The sequence below is a fragment of the Lysinibacillus sp. C5.1 genome (assembly GCF_016350185.1).
Classification (GTDB): Bacteria; Bacillota; Bacilli; order Bacillales_A; family Planococcaceae; genus Lysinibacillus; species Lysinibacillus sphaericus.
The window spans coordinates 4,146,952-4,170,646 of the sequence record NZ_CP066226.1 but is presented as its reverse complement, the minus strand read 5'-3'; the positions used below and the strand labels follow the sequence as shown (position 1 = coordinate 4,170,646).

Genomic DNA, 23,695 nt, shown 5'->3' with positions numbered 1-23,695 from the left:
CAAATGAAAACATTATTATTAATTGACGATGAACCAAGGATGTTAGAGTTACTTACCCTTTATCTTGAACCTTCTTTTCATTGTATTGCTAGGTCGTCTGTAAGAGATGCTTTAGAATATTTAGAAGAACATCATATAGATTTAGTGCTGTTAGATATTATGATGCCTGATATGGATGGCTGGCAAGTATGTCAGGAAATAAGGAAGTTTTGGGACGTACCAGTTATTATGCTTACGGCAAAAGGGGAACAGGCTGATATTATAAAAGGGCTAAATCTTGGAGCTGACGACTATATTTTAAAGCCTTTCGATGAGGAAGAATTGTTAGCGCGTATACAGGCTGTTTTAAGAAGAACAAAGGCTGAAGAAATCGTTATTAATTTCGAAGGGCTACGCTTAAATAAAGAATCTTTTGAGTTATCTTTTCACCAAGAGATGATTTCTTTAACGCCAAAAGAATTTTTGATGTTAGCGTTATTTCTTGATTATCAAAATAAAGTTTTCTCTAGAGAGCATTTAATCAACACTGTATGGGGATATAATGTAGCAATTGAAGACCGAACGATTGATTCACATGTCCGCAATTTACGGGATAAGCTTCGAAAAAGTGGCTTTCCAGTGGATGATTATTTACAGACAGTGTGGGGAATCGGCTATAAATGGCATAAAAGCGGTGACAAAAAGGTTTTAGAATGAGGCTGGGACATAACTAAAAAAATTTAAGGAACAGAGAAAAGGTGTTCATAAATTTTTGCTATATGGAGAACTTATCTTTTCTTGCTTTTGCAATAAATAAAAAATTAGAAGTGTTCACTAGTTGTTGGTAGCGGAAGCGGTGACTCCTGCTCAGAACAGCATACAATGTAAGACGTAACAGACCGCGCGTTAGCGAGGGTTGCGGCTTACTGTGCTGAGCGGAAAGCACCGCCGTAGCGGACAACAACGGCGTAGCAAAAAAAGGTGTTAGATTGACTGCCATCAATCTAACACCTTTTCTCTTTTGTCCCAACCTCATTATTTTGTCGCTAGCTCGCTATCAGTCACCCATTTATGATTTTTCATTTCTTCACCAGTAGTTGTTAAAGCAAAATCGACCATATAGACAGTCGTTTGTACGGCATCATCAATGCGTACAGTCGCATTTTCCATGCCTGTCATATGGGTAGCATCAGTTTTTACTTCTGATCCTGGTGATAAAGGTGCTTCACCTGGGTCGATTAATTCCTCATGAATCACCCATTTATGATTTTCAATTGTCTTACCACCAGTAGTAGGCTCAAATGAAATAATGTATGCTGTCGTATCGTAAGCGCCGACAATTGTCGCTTCGGCTCCTGTCATTCCTGACATATGGCCATCTGTAAGAATAGCCTTACTGCCGACAGGGAACTTTGGATTTTCGGCTGTTTTTAAAGTGGCTGGAACTTCACCAGAGCTTGAATGATTCATCATGGAATGATCCATTTCATCCCCATGCTCCATCTCTTCGCCGTGGTCTGTTTTGTCGCTTTGAGCAGATTCTGACTTCGCTGTATTATCAGCACAAGCTGAAAGTATTAGTAAAGCAATTGCTGCTACTAACATTAGGAGCCGATTTTTATTTAATACCATATGAATTTCCTCCTTCGATTTGGATGTGTCTTTAATGTAGCAAGTAAATGTGCAGAAATGATGGATTTAGTTTGAAATGAGGAAAGATAGATTCCTAAATGAAGGAAATAATAGACTACGATAATGATGTATGATAGAATCGTCATAATTTTAAAATTTCAGATACTAATGGTGTGACGCTTGTAAACACGAGCATCACTTAAAAGGGAAGTCGGTGTAAATCCGACGCTGTCCCGCAACTGTAACGAGGAGTTCTATGATAGTGTAGCCACTGTTTTTAAATGGGAAGGCAATCGTAGATACGATGAATCGAAGCCAGGAGACCTGCCAGTTAGTTCATACCTGTAATGCCCACGAGGATGCAAGCAATTACGGACAATTGATGGATATTTCTCCTAATTTGTTTAGCTAAGGGTATTTCTATGCATGTATGCGTAGAATGCCCTTTTTTATTGCTTCGTCTTTATCATGATTGATAAGGAGTTCATAACCAAATGAATAAAAAATTTATGTTATTTTCTTTGACCCTTTTTCTAGTGCTCATTGCGTCTATGACAGTGGCCATTATGATTGGGTCTGTGTCAGTTACGCCGTTACATGTATGGAAGGTAATTCTTTCGAAAGTGCCATTATTCCCTCATGTTATAGAGGAGGATTGGAGTCGTTCGCAAGAGATTATTATATGGCAAATCCGTGTTCCTCGCGTGATTCTGGCGGCTGTTGTTGGTGCAGGCTTAGCGGTTGCTGGTGCTGCTGTTCAAGCACTAGTCCGTAATTCGATAGCCGATCCGTATATTTTAGGTATTTCTTCGGGAGCAACAGTGGGCGCAACGGCTGTCATTATTTTAGGGGCGTTTTCATTTTTAGGTATCTACGCCCTTTCAGTCTCTGCTTTTTTAGGCTCTTTTATGGCAATTGTCTTAGTATTTTTGTTGTCGCGTGTAGGAGGACGTATTTCGATTTTTCGCCTTTTACTAGCGGGGATGGCGGTGTCCTTTATCTTATCTGCCACTTCGAATTTTATGTTAATGATGTCTAAGGAAGAGGGCGGGATTAAAGCCGTTATGTATTGGATGTTAGGCAGTCTCGCAGGAGCAAAATGGAGTAATTTATTTATTCCAGTCATTGTCTTTTTTATCGTATTTGGGTTGTTGTGGCTATACTATCGAAATCTGAATTTATTACTACTTGGGGAAGAAGCGGCCGTCACGTTAGGGGTAAATCTTCAACAGTTTCGCATACAGCTAATAGTACTCGTATCTTTACTGACAGGTGTGCTCGTTGCAGTAAGTGGGTCCATCGGGTTTGTTGGTTTAATTATTCCGCATATCGTACGCTTGTTAGTTGGCTCTAATTATCAACATGTTATCCCCATAAGTGCATTGTTAGGGGGAATTTTTCTAGTTTGGGCTGATGCGTTAGCGCGTGTATTAATAGCCCCAGAAGAAATGCCGATTGGTATTATTACTGCTTTTTGTGGGGGACCATTTTTCATTTGGCTACTACGTCGAAACAATTATTCATTTGGTGAAGGGGATTAAAGGTGATGACATTAGAAGCAAAGGAAGTATCATTCTCCATTCATGATCAGTGCATATTAGAGAAAGTAAGCATTCAAATAAAAGCAAAGCAGTTTGTTGGGTTGATTGGCCCTAATGGTAGCGGAAAGTCTACACTATTAAAAAATATGTATCGTTTATTAAAGCCAGAAAGCGGTACAGTGTTATTAAATGAGCAAGATATATTTAAGCAATCAAGTAAAGTCATCGCAAAGAAATTAGCAGTTGTCAGTCAAGAAACGCCTGTGTTGTTCGACTTTCAAGTAAAAGATTTAGTGAGTATGGGAAGAACGCCACATAAAAAACTTTTTGAGATGGACAATAAGGAAGACTTTAATATTGTAAAAGAAGCCTTGTCTCAAACAGGTATTGCCCATTTAGAAACACGTAGTTTTAGTTCCCTTTCTGGAGGGGAAAAAAAGAGAGTGATGGTTGCGCGTGCACTTGCACAGCAAGCACAGATACTTATTTTAGATGAGCCGACAAATCATTTAGATATCCACCATCAATTACAACTAATGGATTTAATTCAAACACTGCATTTGACGGTTGTCGCCGCCTTACATGATTTAAATATGGCCGCGATGTACTGCGACTACATTTATGTTTTACAACAAGGTCGTATCGTTCAATATGGTACGCCAGAAGAAGTGTTAACACCTAAGCTGCTGGATGATGTTTTTGGAGTATGCGCCGACATTCAAACACATCCACTAACAGGCAAACCATATTTAACCTATTTAAGTGCCAGTCACTCAAACAATTTTCGAACAATTTCCACATAACACCGCTTAAAGAAATTATCCAATTGCCCTTTGTATAGTTGTGAGATATTCGGGGAACGTTATTTTTGAAAGGATGCGTGATGAATATGGAAGAAGTAAAATTTGCACAATTAGATCACACACAGCTTGAAAAAATTAATGAACTCGAAAAGAAAATTGGCGTTACATTGGTTGCATATGATTCAGCAGCAATGCCAAACCAAGGTTCAGGTTCGTACGAGACTGATAAAGGCGCTCATCAAAACCATCCATCCTAATGCTTGAAAATACCTTGCAGCAATGTAAGGTTTTTTCATTTTATAATAAAACAAAAGGAGATGTGTACATTGTTTCATGACTATTATGCAGATTTACATATTCATATTGGACGAACAATGAGTGGGCGCGCAGTGAAAATTACTGGGAGTAAAACGTTAACATTAGCACGGATTTTAGAGATGGCTAGTGCCAAAAAAGGGCTTGATATTATCGGAATTATTGATTGTCATTCACCAGAAGTCATTGCTGAAATGAATATAATGATACAACAAGGCAAACTAAAGGAGTTATCGCAAGGTGGACTCCGATTTCAAGAAACAACGCTTATTCCAGGTTCTGAAATCGAAATATATGATAGCTCCTGCCATGGACCAATTCATGTGCTAGCTTATTTCCCTACTATTCAAGTGATGGAGAATTTTTCGAATTGGATGAGCCAGTATATGAAAAACATCCATTTAAGTTCACAGCGTATTTATTGTGAAGGCCAAACTGTACAACAAAAAGTGCGGGAATTAGGGGGGCTTTTTATTCCAGCACATGTTTTTACGCCATTTAAAAGTTTATTTGGAAAAGGTGTTCATATAAGCTTAACAGAAGTATTCAATCCACAGCTTATAGATGCTATAGAGCTTGGTTTAAGTTCTGATACCAATATGGTCAAAAACATAAAAGAACTTCAAGCCTATACATTTGTTACAAACTCTGATGCACATTCGCTTGGGAAAATGGCTCGTGAATATCAAAAACTAAAATTAATGGCGGCTAATTTTAGCGAATTAAAGATGGCGCTTCATGAACAGGATGGTCGGGCAGTAGTGGCGAATTATGGGTTAAATCCATTGCTCGGCAAATATTATCAAACTGTTTGTGCTAATTGTGGTAAACAGCTAAGTGCAGACGATACGCTTTGTACATCTTGTGCAAGCTCGAAAATTATTAAAGGTGTTGCGACACGTATTAAGGAACTATCAGAGCCGTATGTTGATGAACGTGAAAGACCACCTTACATCCATCAAGTACCACTTGATTTTATACCAGGTTTAGGTCCGAAAATGATGGAAAGATTATTACATGCATTTGGGACTGAAATGACGATTTTACACCGTATCACGACCGAGCAACTCGAGGAAATTGTGCCACAGAAAATAGCTACGATGATTGATTTAGCGAGAACGGGACAATTACATATTGAGGTTGGTGGTGGAGGTGTCTATGGAAAGGTACAGCATAAATAGAGCAGGAAAAGAATGCTAGCCAAAGTATTTACAATATAATGCACCCACTTTTATCCTTAATCTAGTAAACTAGTAATTAGTAGATGAGCAGGAGGAGTGGGTATATGCAATTTTCAAAAAAATTTCGTTTTTTAGCTGCTAGCATGCTAGCTTTACAATTAACAATACCTGTAGGTGCAAGTGCGGAAAAGAAAGAAGATCATATAGCGCCAAGCTGGGTTGTACAGGCTGATTACATAGCGCTAGGCGATTCATTAGCACATGGTATGAATGAAGTCGGAGCCATTGGCTTAGGCTATACAGATTTTGTAGCACAGGCATTACAACAAGAAGGTTTACTTACATCCTATAATAAAGGGTTTGCCTATTCGGGGTATACAACTAAAAATGTGTTAAAAGACTTACAAGATGATGTAGAAAAGCCAGTGACGGGGTTTGGTTATACAAATGATCGTGCAAAGCTTAGAGCTTCAATTCAAGAGGCAGAGCTGATTACGTTAACTGCTGGTGCTAATGATTTATTGCCAATTCTAAAACAATCGTCAACAACTGGTATTGATACAGCCGCCATTATAAAGGCATCTCAAGAAGCTATAAATAATATAGCGGCAATACTCAAGGAAATAAAGAAGTTAAATCCACAGGTACAAATTTACGTGATGGGCTATTATAATTCTTTCCCTTATTACAGCGAAGACTTGCAAACACAGTTTAAAATGCTTTTAGGTATCATGAATGCTTCTATTAAAACAACTGCTGAGAAAGCAGGTGCAATATTTGTGCCAACATATGACGTAGTGGCGAAAGATGTACCTAACTTTTTGCCAAATCCAGAAAACATTCATTTAAGTGAAGCAGGTTATTTAGCAGTAGCAAAGCAGGCATTTTTACCAGCTATTAAAGCAAGTTCACTATGGGATGCTTCTTCAGCAATCCAAGTCAATGTTAATAGTAGTACAGAGGCAAATGTAAAATGGCTAGCGGCAACTGATAATGAAGGGGTTACGAACTATCATGTGTATTTGAATAATACACTCTACTCTACAGTCGATGCCAATCAAACAGCTATAACGCTCGATAGTTTAGTAGATAATACTACTTATACTGTTGCCATAAAAGCGATAGATGCGGCAGGGAATGAAAGTGTGCAAAGTCCAACTGCAACTTTTACAACAGGCAGTAAAGTGCAATTTTTAGATATAGAAAATCATTGGGCAAAGGAGTTCATTCAAAAAGCGGCTGCAAGAGGCATGATGAAGGGCTATGCTGATGGTACTTTTAGACCTGAACAAAATATTACACGCGCACAGGCAGCAGCGATGCTTGTTAGAAGCTTAGGTTTAACAACAACTAGCAAAGCGCCTTTCACAGATATAGCGAGCTACGATGCAGAAACACAGTCAGAAATTGCTGCTGCTTATGCACATGGTCTTGTGAAGGGGGCGGATGGCAAGTTTAATCCAAGCCAGCCTATTACGCGCGCGCAATTAGCATTAATGATAAATCGTGCTTATGAAAAACAGTTTAACCAAACATATGTTGTGAAAAATCAAACACCGTTTACCGATATAACTAGCTACAATGATGAAACGAAAAATGCCATCACAATGCTGTATGAGCTTGGTATTGTTGCAGGAAGTGAAGGAAGATTTTCTCCTGAAGCCCCAACAAAGAGAAGCCATGCTGCTAAAATATTAGTGAACTTTAGTGAACGTTTGAAATAAACCTTCTTTAGGAACTTCTTGAAAGCGAATTAGTCAGAGGTCATTACGGTTAAGCTAACTATTAAAAAGCCGTTCAATAAATCCACTAAGAAGATTTATTGAACGGCTATTTGTTTTAATAGTGAGTAGAGGTACTCTACTTCAATAAGTCAGGGATGAGTGTTAAATCAACGCTGAACTATGAGTGGTCTTTCAGTAGATGTCACAGACTAATGCTTGAATAATCTGGACAAACTCAACAGACCTAATGGATTTTAAACTATGATAGTTTGGCAATAATGCCTTCTTCATCATCTAAAATTAGCTCAATACCAGTTGAGAAAGGATCGCCGTGTAGGACGTCTTTAATCCATACACGTAATGCGCCAATCATAGCAGCGGTATTCAATACTTCGATTTGACCGTTTGTTTCGACTTCCGCGCCGAAGCCTGTCTCATCTTCGTACGTTAGCTCAACAAGTACGTCTTCAGGGCGAACATTTAGATGGTAAGCCTGTGAAAGACAAATTGCATTGATAATATCTTGCTCGTTAATTATTTGTGCCATTGTGTAGCTTCCTGTTCTTTACGCTTTTTGTCTTTAAACATATTGATAATTTTCACGACAAGCATCACAATTACAGCAATAGCAGCGATATTAATTAATAAACCTAAAATATTACCAAGCATACCTAAACTACTAAATAGACTACCGAATAGTAAACCTGCTAAACCACCTAGCATTAAGCCCTTCATAAGGCCGCCAGAGAAAAAGCCACCTTTTTTTGCAGTAGTTGAATCTGTTTTGTTTGTAGACGTAGTATTATTTTTATTTGTTGTAGCATTATTTTGGTCTTTAGAATTATCCTGAGATTTTTGGATATTTGAGCTATTGTTGTTGTTTGAGAAGCCTTTTTTACCTGACTTATATGATTTCGCTTCTGCAGTTGGTGTGTCTGATATTAATAGTGTTGCGCCAACTGATGCAAACATTAGTGTCGCTGCAAAAAGAGCAGCAAGAATTTTTTTCATTACTTACATTCCTCCAAAATAATTTTTTGTTTTATCATAAAATAGTTCTTAATAGTAATTTTACATGAACTATAGTGAAAAATAAAATATTCACTACCTGTAATTTAGGAAATTTGCAATATATGAACAAGTAGTGTCAGCATACTGCTGAATGGGAATAGAAAGGAAGGAAAGGAGTAAATGCAGTGCTTCCAACAATGACATTATTAATTTCAATATTTTTAATGCTGTATATTACAGAAAAAAGACGCTTTATTAACGCTGTCGTTTTAGGCTTAATAGGGTTGAATGTATTTGTAGGTATGACAACACGTTATGATTTATTTATTAACGAACAAGGTATTGTGTCCAAAATGGGTATCATGACGTTGTTCGGTATTATACCAGGTATCATGTTAATACTATCCATTGCGATGTTTTTCAATAGTAAAATCCTGCTTGAAAAAGAAGGGCGAAGATTTCAAAATGTATTACTAGCTGTGTTTGGCTTGGCTTTCTTTGCAATGATGATTGGCTATGTTTTCGTATTCTTTACGAATATTGAAAATCCTCTTTGGCATATTCTTTTCTTTTATGCGTTTTTGATTTTTGCTTATACAGTATTTTTATATACAAGTGTGATGGTCTACGCTATCATTTATCATTTTGCACCGATAACATATGAACCTGATTATATTCTTGTGCTGGGATCTGGCCTTATTGGTGATAAAGTTCCTCCTCTATTAGCAAGCCGTTTAGATGAGGCAGTCAAGCAATATAAAAAATATGGAGAGCGACCTTTTATTATCGTCTCGGGTGGGCAAGGGCGCGATGAACAAGTTTCAGAAGCGTTTGCGATGGAAACATATATGATAGATAAACATCAAATACCGAATCGGAAAATATTGATGGAAGATCGGTCGACAAATACAGAGCAAAATATGGCGTTCTCTAAAGCAATCATGGATGCGCACGCGCAAGGGAAAGAGTACCGTTCACTTTTTGTTACGAATAATTTTCATGTATTTCGAGCGAGTATTTATGCAAGAAGGGCAAAGCTTGATGCACAAGGTGTAGGCTCTAAAACAGCTTTATATTATATACCTAACGCTTTTACTCGTGAATTTATCGGTTTGTTAGAAATGTATAAATGGGGACATATAACGCTCTTTTTCGTCATTACGTTATTTGTAGGACTAATGTTAAGAGCATATGTGTAACCATTCTTGAACTGCCTTCCATATAATAATAGCAAGGCAGTTTTTTTACATAGTGTGCAAGGGGGGAAATGAAATGTACGGGCAATTTTTAGCAAAGCAAAATAAGGAGCGAACGGAGTCCTTACAACAATCAACAAATATACAGAATACATGGTTTGCACAAAACCTCACTTTACTCATATTGGATGAAGTACAACTGACAACCTTGCAAAAGATGCTCTATCAAGTTATTCAGGGATTGCTAAGAAAAAAACAACAGCGACACTTACAAATAGTACATCCTGAGCAAACACAAACAGTGCAAGACAATGTACTAACGCTGTTAGCGGAATATGATGATGTATTGCGTGAGGCAATCCCACTCCCGATATATATTTTAATATGGCAAATTACTTCCTTAGAGAAGTTAGCGTATACAACGGAGGTTGTTGATGATGTCCTCGATATCCTGGAATGGTATTTTACACATCAGGACGAAACAGTTGCTGTTTTTGAAGAAGAAGATTTAGACCATGAAGAAATCATCGATTTATACAAAGCTGCGATTGAAGAACAAGATGCAGATGCCCAATTTGAACTTGGAGAATATTATAGTGCAAATGAGGATACATTTTTCCAACCGAAAAAGTCGATTAAGTGGTTTGAATTAGCGGCAAAACAAGATAATGCGAATGCCCAATATGCTCTTGGTAACTATTATTTTGAAGGAATTGGTGTAGAAGAGAGTTATGATCGTGCTTTTAAGTTATACGAAGCTGCAGCGCAACAAGGGCATGCAGATGCGGCAAATAATTTAGCGGATATGTATTTGAATGGTGAGAGTGTACCAGAAAATATGTCACTTGCTAAACATTGGTTCGAGATTGCTGCCGCACAAGGGGTGGCAGAGGCAATGTTTACATTAGGTCTTATGCATGAACAAGGGTTAGGTGTTGCAATAGATGAAGAGAAAGCATTTGCCTTTTATAAAAATTCGGCTGAGGCAGGCTATGTTGAAGCGCAATACAGACTAGGTGGGATTTATTTAGAAGGTCACTTAGGGCAAGCGCGGGATATAAATCGTGGTTTATATTGGTTTGAAAGAGCGGCTGAACAATATCATGTAGATGCATTTTATGATTTGGGCTTTATTTGGAGCAAGGGTTTAACGGGGATTCGTAATATTGAAAAAGGTATTCATTGGTTCAAGCAAGCCTCACTCCAAGGAGACCCTGAAGCAAAATTGCAGCTTGGTCATATTTATAACAAAGGTGAGGGAATACCACGTAATATTAAAGAAGCGAAAAAATGGTATGGGCTTGCGGCAGAAGCAGGTATAGAAGAAGCAACCGTTTTACTAGAAGAATTAGAAGAACTTTAAATTTGAAATTTTATGATATTGAAATTTACCCGTAACGGTTAGCTGTGAACTAGGCGTTGCGGTTTTTTATTGTGGTGGATGAGCAAATAGTGATCATACATCTATACATAGAAAAATGATATGAGAGAGAATTCGTTTTTACAGGAGTAGACTGTTAATAGAATGGTTATTTTATGCTATTTATTAACAAAATTTACAATGGTTAATTATATTCATTTTTAAATAAAAAAACAGGATAAAGGACTCTTAATAAATGGCCGAAGGGGAGATATTGAAATTACAGATACTTAATATTACATGTAGTGTTGCAGAGGGAATACGTAAATTCTAATAAATACTGTAGAAATAGCTACTGAAAAAAATTATGATAGCGTTTTATTGCAATTTAACAGTTGAAAACCATTTAGTTTACTTTTAAACTGTATGCTACTTAATGGTAAAATATAGGATATAATAAATTGACAATTATATTAAAAATGTATAATGTATATGAGTGATTTTAATAATGAAAAATAATGAATTACTGCTTATTATGATGTTATTTTGTTATATTATTTTCTTGTAAATTTATTAATGGTTGTGGTATCTTTTCATAGATTTGTCAATATATTTGGGTAAACGGAAATGGGATTTTTGCTCAGCTTTTCAAAAGAACACGTAATGAAAGAGGGAAAAGTGTGATTTTTCAAAAACAGAAAAAGGCAATGACGTTAGATTTACAGCAATACTCGGTGACAATGGATGTTCCGAACTCTCGAACACTGGTTAAGCAAATTGAAATGCTAAATTTGACAAAAGAAGATTTACAATATTTAAAAGCTTTTAAACCATTTGTTGAGGACAACATAAATCACATCGTTGACCGGTTTTATGAAATGATTGGAACTGAGCATAGTTTAGTAGATATTATTAATAAACATAGTTCTGTGGATAAATTGAAGGTCACATTGCGTCGTCATATTATTGAAATGTTTAACGGTACAATTGATGAGGAATTTTATAAAAGACGAGTAAATATCGCAAAAGTGCATGTACATATCGGACTGAGAACACAATGGTATATTTGTGCTTTCCAAGATTTAACCATGTCATTTATTGATTTAGTTGAAGAACATGTAGTGCATCCGAAAGACCAATTGAATACAATACGAGCAATTTCTAAAATTTCTAATTTCGAGCAGCAACTTGTATTAGAAGCGTTCGAAAGTACAATTGAGCAACTGAAGGAAAACGTTGAACGTGAGAAAGAAGCAGTTGAGAAAAAAATTGTGGAATCGTCAGAAGGATTAGCGACCATTTCACAAGAAACAAATGCCTCCTTCCATCTATTAAATAATCAATCACATGAAATTAAGCAATTGGCAAAAAAATCGCTTCAGGTGAGTACGTTAGCAGAAAGTCAAGCAATAGAAGGTCGCGAATGCTTACAACATCAATCTCAAAATATGTGTAATATTATTCAGTCAGTGGATGATATTACGGATAATATTAAACAATTAACGGATATGTCGAAAGAAATGGAAGCGATTATGAATGTTGTAACGAACATTGCCAACCAAACAAATCTGCTTGCTTTAAATGCAGCTATTGAAGCAGCCCGCGCTGGAGAGGCGGGGAAAGGCTTTAGTGTTGTGGCAGAGGAAGTACGTAAATTGTCTAGTCAGACGAAAGAATCTGTTACATCCGTTGCAAAATTATTAGAAAAAACGACAGAGCGAACGTCTAAACTGGCATATTCGCTTAGTAATATTCAGGCAGAGGTTGCTTCAGGTGAGGAGAACATGGCTCAAACTGAAGGACAGTTTAATAAAATTTTAGATGCAATGACAGAAGCTAAGTGTCAAAATGACCTTATGGAAAAAGAGGTTCAGGCCGTAGCTCAGGTCCTTCATGAGCTTGGGCTAGCATTTAATGAAGTAACAAATTCAGCTGACAAATTAGCAAATGTCGCACAAAACTTAAACTAGGTGAACTTTCGGTGTCAGGCACTCAAACAATTTCGAATTGTTTGAGTGCCTGACACTTTATAGTGTTGCTAAATTTGTAATGGGTTGAACGTTATTGTTTGTGAAAAAAGTTTATACTAATAAGGAGAGAAATAACGAATTAGGGGCGATACTTTATGAAAACAATAGTTGTATTAGGTGGCGGCATTACTGGTTTATGTACGATGCATTATTTACAACGCCAAGTATTGCAAAAAAACATAGATGTCAAACTAGTGCTTGTTGAGAAAAATCCCTACTTAGGTGGTAAGTTACATTCCGCTTATGAGCAAGGATTCATTATGGAAACGGGTGCTGACTCGATTGTGGCTCGTCATAAAGGGGTCATGGAGCTGGTGCAGGAGCTTAATTTCGAACGGGAGCTAGTGTACAACGAAACAGGGGTATCTTATATCTATACAAATGACGAATTACATGCGATCCCTGCTGATTCAACATTCGGTATTCCAATGAGTTTAGCGTCTCTTGAAGCGAGTACACTAGTATCAGAAGCAGGTAAACAACAGGCATTACAAGATTTAACAATGCCGAATAAAGGCTTTACTAAGGACAGCTCAATCGGTGAGTTTTTAACATATTACTTAGGGGAAGAACTTGTACAAAATCAAATTGCACCAGTATTAGCTGGGGTATATTCGGGTGACCTCCATCAACTGTCGATAGCATCTACCTTACCGTACATAATCGACTATAAAAATGAGTACGGTAGTATTATTAAAGGTTTTGAGGCAAATCGCGAACAATTTGTAAAAGCTTCCAACAAAAAGTTTATTTCGTTTAAACAGGGCTTATCATCACTTATCCATCGTCTTGAAGAAACGTTAACAAATGTAGAAATTATTAAAGGCGTAGCGACAACCAATGTAAAAAAACAGGAAGAACATTATACAATTACATTAGCAGATGGAAGCATGTTTGAGGCTGAGCACATAGTATTAGCACTGCCAAATGAAGCCGTACAAAGCTTATTACAGGACCCATCTTTGGATCGCTATTTTAAAGAATTTACTACAGCCTCTGCCATCACCATTTACTTGGGCTTTGATGTACCGGACGCAGTGTTACCGGCAGATGGGACAGGCTTTATTGTGTCACATAACTCGAATGTACAATGCAATGCCGCAACATGGACAAGCCGAAAATGGAAACATACATCTGCTAATAGCAAATTGCTCGTGCGCCTCTTTTATAAGAGCATTAACCCTGCGTATGAAACATTACGTATGATGACAGATGAAGAATTGACAGCTGTAGCATTAGAAGATGTAAAGAAAAGTTTAGGCATTGATGAAAAACCAATGGTTGTAAATGTAGCCAAGTGGATCGATCAAATGCCAAAATACGATTTGGCACATCATGAGGCGTTGAAAGGCTTAACAGCGGAGCTTGCAGAACGGTATCCCAACTTATCGATAGCAGGTTGCTCATATTTCGGCGTAGGTATTGGTGCTTGTATTCAAAATGGTAAAAAAATAGGCGAAGCGCTTGCGGAAAAACTAGTATCACGGTGAAGTTAAAGCTAAAATAATATTTTTTTCGTGAGAAATCTTCTTTGTTAAGTGAAATAGTCTTGACTCTATCGCCTGTAAACGATATGATTCTTTTAATTATTTGAAAAATTCATACTATATTCTTATCAAGAGAAGCCGAGGGACTGGCCCTATGAAGCTTCAGCAACCAACTTATGTCAGGTGCTAAATCCAGAAGACCTTATTGGTCGAAGATGAGAAGGAACAACAATTGCGATTCGTTAAAGCCTTCTTTTTGTAAAAGAAGGCTTTTTATATTTTGGATACAAGGAAAGAGAGGGCTACGATTTATGGGATTGCTAGAAAAGTTAAAAACACATGTGCTTACTGCGGATGGAGCCATTGGTACAGTATTATATGGTTACGGCTTAGAGTACTGTCATGAGGAAATGAATGTACAAAGACCGGAGTTAATTGAAAAAATTCATAGAGAATATATAGCCGCTGGTGCAGATGTCATTCAGACCAATACTTACGGTGCAAATGCGATTAAATTAGCACGTTACGGCTTAGAATCACGAGTGCAACAATTTAATGAAGCGGCAATCACGATTGCAAAACGAGCGGCAGCTGATGGCGGGCAATTTGTTTTAGGGACAATTGGTGGCATCCGTGGCATTCGTAAAAGTGATGCTACATTAGAGGAAATATTATTGACTGTTGAAGAACAAGCAAATGTGTTACTTGCAGGCAATCCTGATGGTCTTTTACTTGAAACGTATTATGATTTTGAAGAGTTAAGTGCAACGTTAAAAATGTTACGCAGCAAAACAGAGCTACCAATTATTGCACAAGTATCCATGCATGAGCCGGGTGTGTTGCAAAATGGAATGACGTTAAATCAAGCATTACATGAGTTACAAGCTCTTGGTGCAGATGTAGTAGGCGTCAATTGTCGTTTAGGTCCCCATCATACAATTCAAGCATTTGAAGGTGTGGAGCTTCCTGATAAAGCATTTATGTCAGCATATCCAAATGCGTCACTACTAGATTTAGAGGATGGGCGTGTCGTTTATGAGTCAGAAGCTGATTATTTTGGCCGAGCGGCAGTTGCATTGCGTGACCAAGGTGTTCGTTTAATCGGTGGATGTTGTGGTACGACACCTAAGCATATAGCAGCTGCGAAGAAATATTTAGAAGAGTTAACGCCGGTTGAAGCAAAGTATACGAAACCTGAAAAAGTAGAGATTGTGCGGGAAGCGGAACCTGCGACATATGAACCGCTACATGAAAAGGTGAAGCGCGAACGTTCGGTTATCGTAGAGTTAGACACTCCAAGACATCTAGAAATTGACGGTTTTATTCAAGGGGCAAAAAAATTATATGAAGCAGGTGCAGATGTCGTGATGATGGCTGATAATTCGCTTGCGTCTCCCCGCATTAGTAATGTCGCTATGGGTGCGTTATTAAAGGAGACACATGGTGTACGACCGTTGACGCATATTACGTGCCGTGACCGTAACTTAATTGGTCTACAATCCCATTTAATGGGCTTAAATGCACTTGGCATTCATGATATTTTAGCGGTTACTGGAGATCCAACAAAGGTAGGAGACTTCCCAGGTGCCACAAGTGTTTATGATGTTTCATCCATGGAGCTTATTCAATTAATTAAACAGTTGAATGAGGGGATATCATTTTCCGGTAAGCCACTTCGTAAGAAAGCAAACTTTTCTGTTGCGGCAGCATTTAACCCCAATGTTCGTGTATTAGATCGTGCAGTAGCACGCTTAGAGAAAAAGATTGAACATGGTGCGGATTATTTTATTTCTCAACCTGTTTATACAAAAGAAAAAATTGTGGAAATTTATGAAGCAACAAAGCATTTAGACGCCCCAATCTATATTGGTATTATGCCAGTAACGAGCTATAAGAGCGCCGAGTTTTTACATCATGAAGTACCAGGGATTAAATTATCAGACGATGCACTATCACGTATGAAGGCGTGTGGTGAAGATAAAGAACGTTCAACATTAGAAGGGATTGCAATTGCCAAAGAGTTAGTAGAAGTAGCGGCAGAATATTTTAATGGTATTTATTTAATTACACCGTTTTTACGTTATGATATGACGCTTGAATTAATGAAATTTATCGGACAATTGGATGAACAGAAAAAAGGAGTAAGTATAGATGGCTAAGCACTTGATTGAAGAGCAACTAGAGAAACGAATTTTAATTCTGGATGGCGCAATGGGTACAATGCTTCAAAATGAAAACTTATCAGCAGAAGATTTTGGTGGTGAGGAGCTTGATGGATGTAACGAGAATCTTGTATTAACTAGACCCGATGTGCTTGAAAAGGTTCATCGAAAATATTTAGAAGCTGGTGCGGATATCATTTGCACAAATACGTTTGGCGGTACACCTCTCGTATTAAATGAATATAATCTTGGGGCTAAGGCGGAAGAGATTAATAAACGTGCTGTGGAAATTGCACGCAAAGTAGTGGATGAATTTTCTACTTCAGAATGGCCACGTTTCGTTGCCGGAGCGATGGGCCCAACGACGAAAACGTTATCAGTCACTGGCGGTATTACCTTTGATGAACTAGAAGAAAACTTTTATGTACAGGCAAAGGCTCTAATTGAAGCAGGTTCAGATGTACTGCTACTTGAAACGAGTCAAGATATGCTCAATGTAAAAGCGGGGACACTAGGGGTGTCACGTGCGTTTAAAGAGACGGGCAAAGAATTACCGGTGATGATATCCGGCACGATTGAACCGATGGGTACAACATTAGCAGGGCAAACAATTGATGCTTTTTACATATCAATCGAACATATTAAGCCGCTTTCAGTCGGTTTAAACTGTGCAACTGGTCCAGAATTTATGACCGACCATATTCGTTCACTAGCAGAGCTTTCTACTGGCTATATTAGCTGTTATCCGAATGCAGGTTTACCGGATGAGGAAGGTTGCTATCATGAATCACCCGAATCCCTATCACAAAAATTAAAAGGTTTTGCGGAAAAAGGCTGGCTGAATATTGTCGGTGGTTGTTGTGGGACAACACCAGCCCATATTGCAGCAATTAGAGAAGTACTGAAGGATGCAAAGCCACGTCAATTACCTGAAGCTACACATGGTCATGTCGTATCGGGTATTGAACCTTTAGTGTACGATGATTCAATGCGTCCATTATTTATTGGGGAACGAACAAATGTTATTGGCTCTCGAAAATTTAAAAATTTAATTATTGATGGTAAATATGAGGAAGCGGCAGAAATTGCACGTGCGCAAGTGAAAAATGGTGCACATGTTATTGATATTTGTTTAGCGAACCCTGACCGAGATGAATTGGCGGATATGCGTGGATTTATGCAGGAAGTTGTGAAAAAAGTTAAGGTTCCACTGGTTATCGACTCCACAGATGAAAAAGTAATTGAGGAAGCATTGAAATTTTCTCAAGGGAAAGCCATCATTAACTCTATTAACCTAGAGGATGGAGAGGAACGTTTTGACGCCGTAATGCCATTAGTGAAAAAATATGGTGCTTCTTTAGTTGTCGGTACGATTGATGAGCAGGGGATGGCAGTAGATCGTCATCGTAAATTAGAAATTGCTGAGCGTTCTTATCAATTATTAACGGAGAAATGGGGCTTGGCTCCTGAAGATATTATTTTTGACCCGTTAATGTTCCCGGTAGGTACTGGAGATGAACAATATATTGGATCAGCACTTGAAACAATTGAGGGCATTCGTCTTATCAAAGAAAAAATGCCACGTACGTTAACGGTACTCGGTGTCAGTAATATTTCTTTCGGCTTACCACCAGTTGGCCGTGAAGTTCTGAACGCTGTTTATTTATATCACTGTACACAGGCGGGCTTGGATTACGCGATTGTAAATACAGAGAAATTAGAGCGTTATGCATCGATTCCTGAAGCGGAAATTAAGCTAGCAAATGATTTATTGTTTAATACAAATGATGAAACATTAGCGGTTTTCACTGATTTTTATCGTGATAAAAAGAAAGAGAAAACAGAAGCGGATATTCCGAAAACGGTGGAAGGGCGCTTAGCTTACTATATTTTAGAAGGAACAAAAGAGGGGCTTATTGAAGACTTAGATGCCGCTCGTGAAATTTTTGAGGCGCCGCTTGATATTATTAATGGGCCGCTGATGGAAGGGATGGCTGAGGTTGGCCGTTTATTCAACGATAATCAGCTTATCGTAGCAGAAGTATTACAATCAGCGGGTGTTATGAAGGCTGCTGTAGCACATCTTGAGCAATTTATGGAAAAAAATGAGGACAGTTCTGGTAAAGGTAAAATGGTGCTCGCTACTGTAAAAGGTGATGTGCATGATATCGGTAAAAACCTAGTAGATATTATTTTAAGTAATAATGGCTACAAAGTCGTTGATTTAGGTATTAAAGTAACGCCAGCTCAGTTAATTGAAGCGATTCGTAAAGAGAAGCCTGATTTCATCGGACTATCTGGCTTACTCGTTAAATCTGCTCAGCAGATGGTGATCACTGCGCAAGACTTTAAGGCTGCTGGTATTGATGTGCCGATACTAGTAGGAGGGGCGGCGTTGTCTCGACGCTTTACTGAAACGAAAATTGCTAATGAATATGAAGGACCTGTCATTTACTCAAAAGATGCGATGCAAGGGCTAGAGCAAGTGAATCTGTTAATGGGTAGTGAGACGCGAGAAAACTTTTTAGCTGAAATAGCAGAGTCCCGCCAAAAACGATTAGAAGCAGATGAAAAACGTGCAGCACGACCTGCTAAAGAAATTACAGTGAAGCCTGTACGTACTGTGAAAGATGCACCGGTGTTCCTGCCAGCGGATGTTCGCCGTCATGTGAAAAAGGAGTACTCGGTGTCGCATCTATATCCATATGTAAATATGCGAACATTACTAGGGCATCACTTAGGGCTAAAAGGACAAGTTCAACAATTACTAGATGCAGGGGATACGCGAGCAACAGAATTAAAAGCATTGGTGGATGATTATTTACAAAGTGATATATTGAAACCTTCAGGCTTGTATCAATTCTTCCCAGCACAAGCTGATGGAGATGATGTCATCGTTTATGATCCTGCCGATAGTAAAACGGAAATTGAACGCTTTACATTCCCTCGCCAACAGGTGGAGCCATTTATGTGTTTAGCAGATTTCTTGAAAACAGTAGAAAGTGGAGAAATGGACTATATTGCATTGATGGTTGTCACAGCTGGTCAAGGTGTAATGGCGACAGCTCGTCAATTAAAAGAAGAAGGGAAGTTCCTTGAAAGTCATGCCCTTCAATCAACTGCTCTTGAGCTTGCTGAGGGCTTTGCGGAACGTATGCACCAAGAAATTCGTGATCAATGGGGCTTCCCAGACAATACAGATTTCACGATGCGAGACCGTTTTGCTGCGAAATATCAAGGGCAACGTTTCTCATTTGGCTATCCTGCATGCCCAAACTTGGAGGACCAAGAAAAATTATTTGGTTTGCTCAAGCCAGAAGATATAGGGGTTCATTTGACAGAAGGCTTTATGATGGAGCCAGAAGCTTCCGTATCAGCAATAGTTTTCGCGCATCCAGATGCGAGATATTTTAACGTGTAATTTTGCTAAAAATGCTTTATCTTTATGAAGAACACTTTAACGGTCAACGATTAAAGTACATGTGAGCGACGGATATTACTGATTGTGAACGGATGTTATCCAAACCTGTTCACAATCTGTGTTTCCTTTGTGGCTTGTCGAATGAACTATTGTGCAATACATACCCTGCTGTTATCGGTGGGGTTCTATTTCTTTTTAGGTGAGGACGTGAACTGGATGATTCGATTTATGGAAGAAAAAGATTTACCTGAGGTTTTAGCTATTTATAACGATGTTATTTTAACAAGTAAAGCTGTATATAGGTATGAAATACAATCGTTAGATGAGAAAAAGCAATGGTTTCTTGAGCACCAAGCAGCGGGTAACCCGTTGTTAGTTTTTGAGGAAGATGGAGTAGTGGCGGGTTTTGCAAATTACAGTCAGTTCCGCCCTTATCCAGGTTATAAGCATACGATGGAGCATTCGGTATACGTACACAAGGACCATTATCAGAAAGGCATTGCCAGTAAGTTAATGCATCAATTGATTGATATCGCAGAGAAACAGGGTGTGAAGACTTTAGTTGCCGGTATCGATGGCGAAAATATTGGCAGTATTAAGGCGCACGAGAAGCTAGGCTTTGAATATGCAGGAACAATAAAAAATGCGGGATACAAATTTGGAGAATGGTTGGATTTAGTATTTTATCAACTACATTTAACGGGACCTAAAAAGTAAAAAGGCAGCGCTAACGTGTTGAAATAACCTTAGCGGAGAGCGGAATTTTAAAGCGATGGCTTTTGAGTATGACAAATGTCATATGCTTTTTATGATGTTTGCGTCTGTTGCTCGCTATACTCTTGTTTTATGATGATATCATAAGCAAAAGGAAACGAGGGAAAAAAGGAATGGCAACAGATAAAGAAAAAACGAAAAAGTTGCGCCAAGATGTAGCACCATTTGCGAAATCAGACACAGGTAAAAGTGTTTTTCAAATGGTTAACACAATAGCGCCGTTGATCGTCCTATGGATTGCTGGTTATATGTTGGTTGATATTTCGCCATGGTTAACTGCAGGTTTAAGTGTTATTGCTGCTGGTTTTGTCGTAAGAACATTTATTATTTTCCATGATTGTACCCACGGTTCATTTTTCAAAAGCAAAAAGGCAAACGACTGGGTTGGCTTATTAACTGGGGTATTAACATCGTTCCCTTATGAAAAATGGAAACGTGAGCATACAATTCACCATGCAACAAGCTCGAACTTAGATAAGCGCGGTATTGGTGATATTGATATGATGACAGTAGAAGAATATTTACAATCTTCTAAAGGTCAACGATTATGGTATCGTTTTTATCGTAATCCACTTGTAATGTTCGGCTTAGGTCCTTTATATATGGTATTAGTTTTAAATCGTTTTAACCGAAAAGATGCGAAGCAAAAAGAGCGTATGAATACGCATTTAACAAATATTATTATTGCCGGCATTTGTGCAGGGCTCATTTACACTATGGGTTGGCAAGCATTTTTATTAGTGCAGGGTGTTACTTTATTTATCGCAGGTGCATTAGGAATTTGGTTATTCTATATCCAACATACGTACGAAGATTCTTATTTCGAGCATGACACTGATTGGGATTATGTGAAAGCAGCGGTAGAAGGTAGTTCATACTACAAATTACCGAAATTATTACAATGGATAACAGGTAATATCGGCTTCCACCATGTACACCATTTAGCTCCGCGTGTACCAAACTATAATCTTGAAAAAGCGCATAAAGAAACGCCACCATTACACACGGCTACTACAATTACGTTACGTACAAGCTTAGAATCGTTACGCTATAAATTATACGATGAAGAACTTGGCAAATTTGTCTCTTTTAAAGAAGTCAATGAAATCATAAAACGAAAAACGAAAGGCAGTATCGCTGCTTAGTCGTAAACAGCCATCTCTTCTTAGGAGGTGGCTGTTTTACATAGTAAGGATAGGCTCGTAGGCAAGCCACTGTATGGCAATGGACGGGCGCAAATATGCTTTTCTTGATATAATATAGGGAAAAGTAGGAAAGAGCGTGAGATTATGATGAGGAAACGGCATAGTATCATTCCGAATAGTCCTATGCTCAGCGTTTATTTATGGATTATTTTTTGTTTTCTCCCGTTTTTCTTTATATTTAGAAAATCATCGTATATTGAAATATCAATAGGCATTACTTTTTTAATGCTCTATTTTATTTTTTACCGATTTTCTGTGAACGCTAAAAACGGGCTTGTTTATATGTGGATTAGCTTTGAGATGGTCATTAATATTACGTTGACTATTTTGTTCGGCTATGTGTATTTATCAATTTTTACAGCCTTTTTCATTGGAAATATCCGTAGACCGGTTGGCTTTTACATAATGTATGGCCTCCATATTGGTTTTACTGTGATATCTACAGGATTTGGTTTCTTTGTTGAGCTACATTTATTTTTATCACAGCTTCCATTTGTTGTTTTAACGATTTTGGCAGTGGTGCTTCTACCGTTAACAATTTATTCGAAAAACAAGCGTGAAAATTTAGAAGGGCAATTAGAAACTGCAAATGAACGTATTGCCGAATTAATTGTTTTTGAGGAACGGCAACGTATAGCAAGAGATTTACATGATACGCTCGGTCAAAAATTATCCATGATTGGCTTAAAAAGCGATTTAGCATCTAGACTTATTGCACGGGATCCTCAGCAAGCATTAATCGAGATAAAAGATATTCGTCAAACAGCTAGTATTGCTTTAAAAGAGGTTCGAGAATTAGTATCGGATATGCGGACAAATAAATTTGAAGATGAGCTTATGCGTATATCTCAAATTTTAAAAGCGGCAGAAATGGAATTTGTTTTTGAGGGGGATGTGGACTCCTTACGTGTCCCACCACTTGTAGAGAATGTGTTGTCTATGTGTTTGAAGGAAGCCGTAACAAATATTGTGAAACATAGCGGCGCAACCAAATGTGAAATAGCCTTCCACCAAAACTTTAAAGAAGTACATTTGATTGTTCGTGATAATGGACAAGGCATTACGAAAAAACAGGCATTGAAAACAGGTAACGGCTTAAAAGGGATGCGCGAACGATTAGAGTTTATTAATGGCACATTTAAAATAGAAAGTGAAAATGGCACTACTTTAACGGTATCGATTCCAGTGACCATTACACATCAAAAGGTTGCAGAAAATCTGAAGAACCTATAGAAAAGAGGGTTATGACATGATACGAATTGTAATCGCTGAAGATCAGGGGATGCTGTTAGGCGCACTTCGTTCCTTACTTAGTATGGAGGAAGATATGGAAGTTGTCGGTTTAGCCAAAAATGGTGAGGAAGCATTGGCGCTTGTAGCAGAGCACCAGCCGGATATTTGTATTATGGATATTGAAATGCCGGTGAAAACTGGGCTTGATGCGGCTGAAGAATTACATGGTTCTGACTGTAAAGTTATTATATTAACAACCTTTGCAAGACCTGGCTACTTTGAACGAGCAAGAAAAGCAGGTGTACGAGGTTACTTACTAAAGGACAGTCCTATCGAAGAATTGGTTAGTGCCATTCGAACAATTGTCGATGGCAAACGCATTTACGCACCCGAGCTGGTTGACTTTGTCTATGAGGATGATAGTGAGAATCCATTAACTGAGCGCGAAAGTCAAGTGTTGACACTTGTGGCAGAAGGTAAAACGACGAAGGAAATTGCGGCTGAGTTATTTTTATCGGCAGGAACAGTACGTAACTATATTTCCACCATTTTAGAGAAGCTTCATGTGGGCAATCGGATTGAAGCGATTGCACGCTTTAAGGAAAAAGGATGGAATAAATAAGTCTTCTGAATGTACTTTT

At 38.2% G+C, this 23,695-nt stretch carries 19 protein-coding genes and 2 riboswitches; of the genes, 16 read left to right on the top strand and 3 right to left on the bottom strand.

All coding sequences use genetic code 11. The features are described 5' to 3' along the window. The first annotated feature begins 3 nt into the window (after window positions 1-3). The gene (locus I5435_RS20480; RefSeq protein WP_024363954.1) at window positions 4-696 is read left to right on the top strand and encodes a response regulator transcription factor; all 693 of its coding nucleotides are present in this window, start codon (window positions 4-6) and stop codon (window positions 694-696) included. A 318-nt stretch (window positions 697-1,014) separates the two neighbouring features. On the opposite strand, the gene I5435_RS20475 is transcribed toward I5435_RS20480, so the two are convergent. Continuing rightward, window positions 1,015-1,611 carry a YdhK family protein gene (locus I5435_RS20475; protein WP_337982887.1) on the bottom strand — a complete coding sequence of 199 codons (597 nt, stop codon included), beginning with the start codon at window positions 1,609-1,611 and terminating at the stop codon, window positions 1,015-1,017. 152 nt (window positions 1,612-1,763) lie between these two features. Then, window positions 1,764-1,957, top strand: a riboswitch (cobalamin riboswitch). Between the two features lie 148 nt (window positions 1,958-2,105). On the opposite strand from I5435_RS20475, the gene I5435_RS20470 reads away from it, so the two are divergent. The 5 genes from I5435_RS20470 (at window position 2,106) to I5435_RS20450 (ending at window position 7,175) form a co-directional block, all read left to right on the top strand. Further along, a complete protein-coding gene (locus I5435_RS20470; RefSeq protein ID WP_108031217.1) occupies window positions 2,106-3,152 on the top strand; it encodes a FecCD family ABC transporter permease in 1,047 nt (348 codons plus the stop codon). A 5-nt stretch (window positions 3,153-3,157) separates the two neighbouring features. Then, window positions 3,158-3,955 (top strand): ABC transporter ATP-binding protein, encoded by a 798-nt coding sequence (locus tag I5435_RS20465; RefSeq protein ID WP_108031265.1) that lies wholly within the window; start codon window positions 3,158-3,160, stop codon window positions 3,953-3,955. Window positions 3,956-4,041: 86 nt separating this feature from the next. After that, complete coding sequence (locus tag I5435_RS20460) at window positions 4,042-4,212, top strand: hypothetical protein (protein WP_172583029.1); 171 nt, start codon at window positions 4,042-4,044, stop codon at window positions 4,210-4,212. A 117-nt stretch (window positions 4,213-4,329) separates the two neighbouring features. Further along, window positions 4,330-5,451, top strand: coding sequence for an endonuclease Q family protein (locus I5435_RS20455; RefSeq protein WP_337983884.1), 1,122 nt, complete (start codon window positions 4,330-4,332; stop codon window positions 5,449-5,451). 104 nt (window positions 5,452-5,555) lie between these two features. Then, window positions 5,556-7,175, top strand: a complete 1,620-nt coding sequence (locus I5435_RS20450; protein ID WP_337982886.1) for an S-layer homology domain-containing protein — start codon at window positions 5,556-5,558, stop codon at window positions 7,173-7,175. Window positions 7,176-7,434: 259 nt separating this feature from the next. Here the strand turns inward: I5435_RS20450 and I5435_RS20445 are convergent, their stop codons facing one another. Together I5435_RS20445 and I5435_RS20440 are read right to left on the bottom strand one after the other, a co-directional pair. Beyond that, window positions 7,435-7,722: a DUF2653 family protein gene (locus I5435_RS20445; RefSeq protein WP_024363960.1), complete on the bottom strand. Its 288-nt coding sequence runs from the start codon at window positions 7,720-7,722 to the stop codon at window positions 7,435-7,437. Further along, window positions 7,710-8,186 carry a hypothetical protein gene (locus I5435_RS20440; protein WP_024363961.1) on the bottom strand — a complete coding sequence of 159 codons (477 nt, stop codon included), beginning with the start codon at window positions 8,184-8,186 and terminating at the stop codon, window positions 7,710-7,712. The genes I5435_RS20445 and I5435_RS20440 overlap by 13 nt, the downstream gene beginning before the upstream one ends. A 185-nt stretch (window positions 8,187-8,371) precedes the next feature. Between I5435_RS20440 and I5435_RS20435 the strand changes: the two genes are divergently transcribed. The 10 genes from I5435_RS20435 to I5435_RS20390 all read left to right on the top strand — a co-directional run bounded on the left by I5435_RS20435 (window position 8,372) and on the right by I5435_RS20390 (window position 23,676). Beyond that, entirely contained in the window at window positions 8,372-9,385 is a 1,014-nt protein-coding gene (locus I5435_RS20435; RefSeq protein ID WP_337982885.1) for a YdcF family protein, read from the top strand. Between the two features lie 73 nt (window positions 9,386-9,458). Further along, window positions 9,459-10,745: an SEL1-like repeat protein gene (locus I5435_RS20430; RefSeq protein ID WP_337982884.1), complete on the top strand. Its 1,287-nt coding sequence runs from the start codon at window positions 9,459-9,461 to the stop codon at window positions 10,743-10,745. A 677-nt stretch (window positions 10,746-11,422) separates the two neighbouring features. After that, window positions 11,423-12,712: a globin-coupled sensor protein gene (locus tag I5435_RS20425; RefSeq protein ID WP_024363964.1), complete on the top strand. Its 1,290-nt coding sequence runs from the start codon at window positions 11,423-11,425 to the stop codon at window positions 12,710-12,712. A 155-nt stretch (window positions 12,713-12,867) separates the two neighbouring features. Further along, on the top strand, window positions 12,868-14,262 hold the full coding sequence (gene hemG / locus I5435_RS20420; protein WP_337982883.1) for a protoporphyrinogen oxidase: 1,395 nt from the start codon (window positions 12,868-12,870) through the stop codon (window positions 14,260-14,262). Between the two features lie 119 nt (window positions 14,263-14,381). After that, window positions 14,382-14,481, top strand: a riboswitch (SAM riboswitch). 89 nt (window positions 14,482-14,570) lie between these two features. After that, on the top strand, window positions 14,571-16,418 hold the full coding sequence (locus tag I5435_RS20415; protein WP_024363966.1) for a bifunctional homocysteine S-methyltransferase/methylenetetrahydrofolate reductase: 1,848 nt from the start codon (window positions 14,571-14,573) through the stop codon (window positions 16,416-16,418). Further along, window positions 16,411-19,842, top strand: a complete 3,432-nt coding sequence (gene metH / locus I5435_RS20410; RefSeq protein ID WP_025220675.1) for a methionine synthase — start codon at window positions 16,411-16,413, stop codon at window positions 19,840-19,842. Before I5435_RS20415 ends, metH begins: the two co-directional genes overlap by 8 nt. 216 nt (window positions 19,843-20,058) lie before the next feature. Continuing rightward, the gene (locus tag I5435_RS20405) at window positions 20,059-20,559 is read left to right on the top strand and encodes a GNAT family N-acetyltransferase (protein ID WP_025220674.1); all 501 of its coding nucleotides are present in this window, start codon (window positions 20,059-20,061) and stop codon (window positions 20,557-20,559) included. A 170-nt stretch (window positions 20,560-20,729) separates the two neighbouring features. Next, a complete protein-coding gene (locus I5435_RS20400) occupies window positions 20,730-21,761 on the top strand; it encodes a Delta(5) desaturase DesA (protein ID WP_024363969.1) in 1,032 nt (343 codons plus the stop codon). 147 nt (window positions 21,762-21,908) lie between these two features. Further along, window positions 21,909-23,054 carry a sensor histidine kinase gene (locus tag I5435_RS20395; RefSeq protein ID WP_024363970.1) on the top strand — a complete coding sequence of 382 codons (1,146 nt, stop codon included), beginning with the start codon at window positions 21,909-21,911 and terminating at the stop codon, window positions 23,052-23,054. 16 nt (window positions 23,055-23,070) lie between these two features. Further along, a complete protein-coding gene (locus tag I5435_RS20390) occupies window positions 23,071-23,676 on the top strand; it encodes a response regulator transcription factor (protein WP_103978022.1) in 606 nt (201 codons plus the stop codon). The last annotated feature ends 19 nt before the right edge of the window (window positions 23,677-23,695 follow it).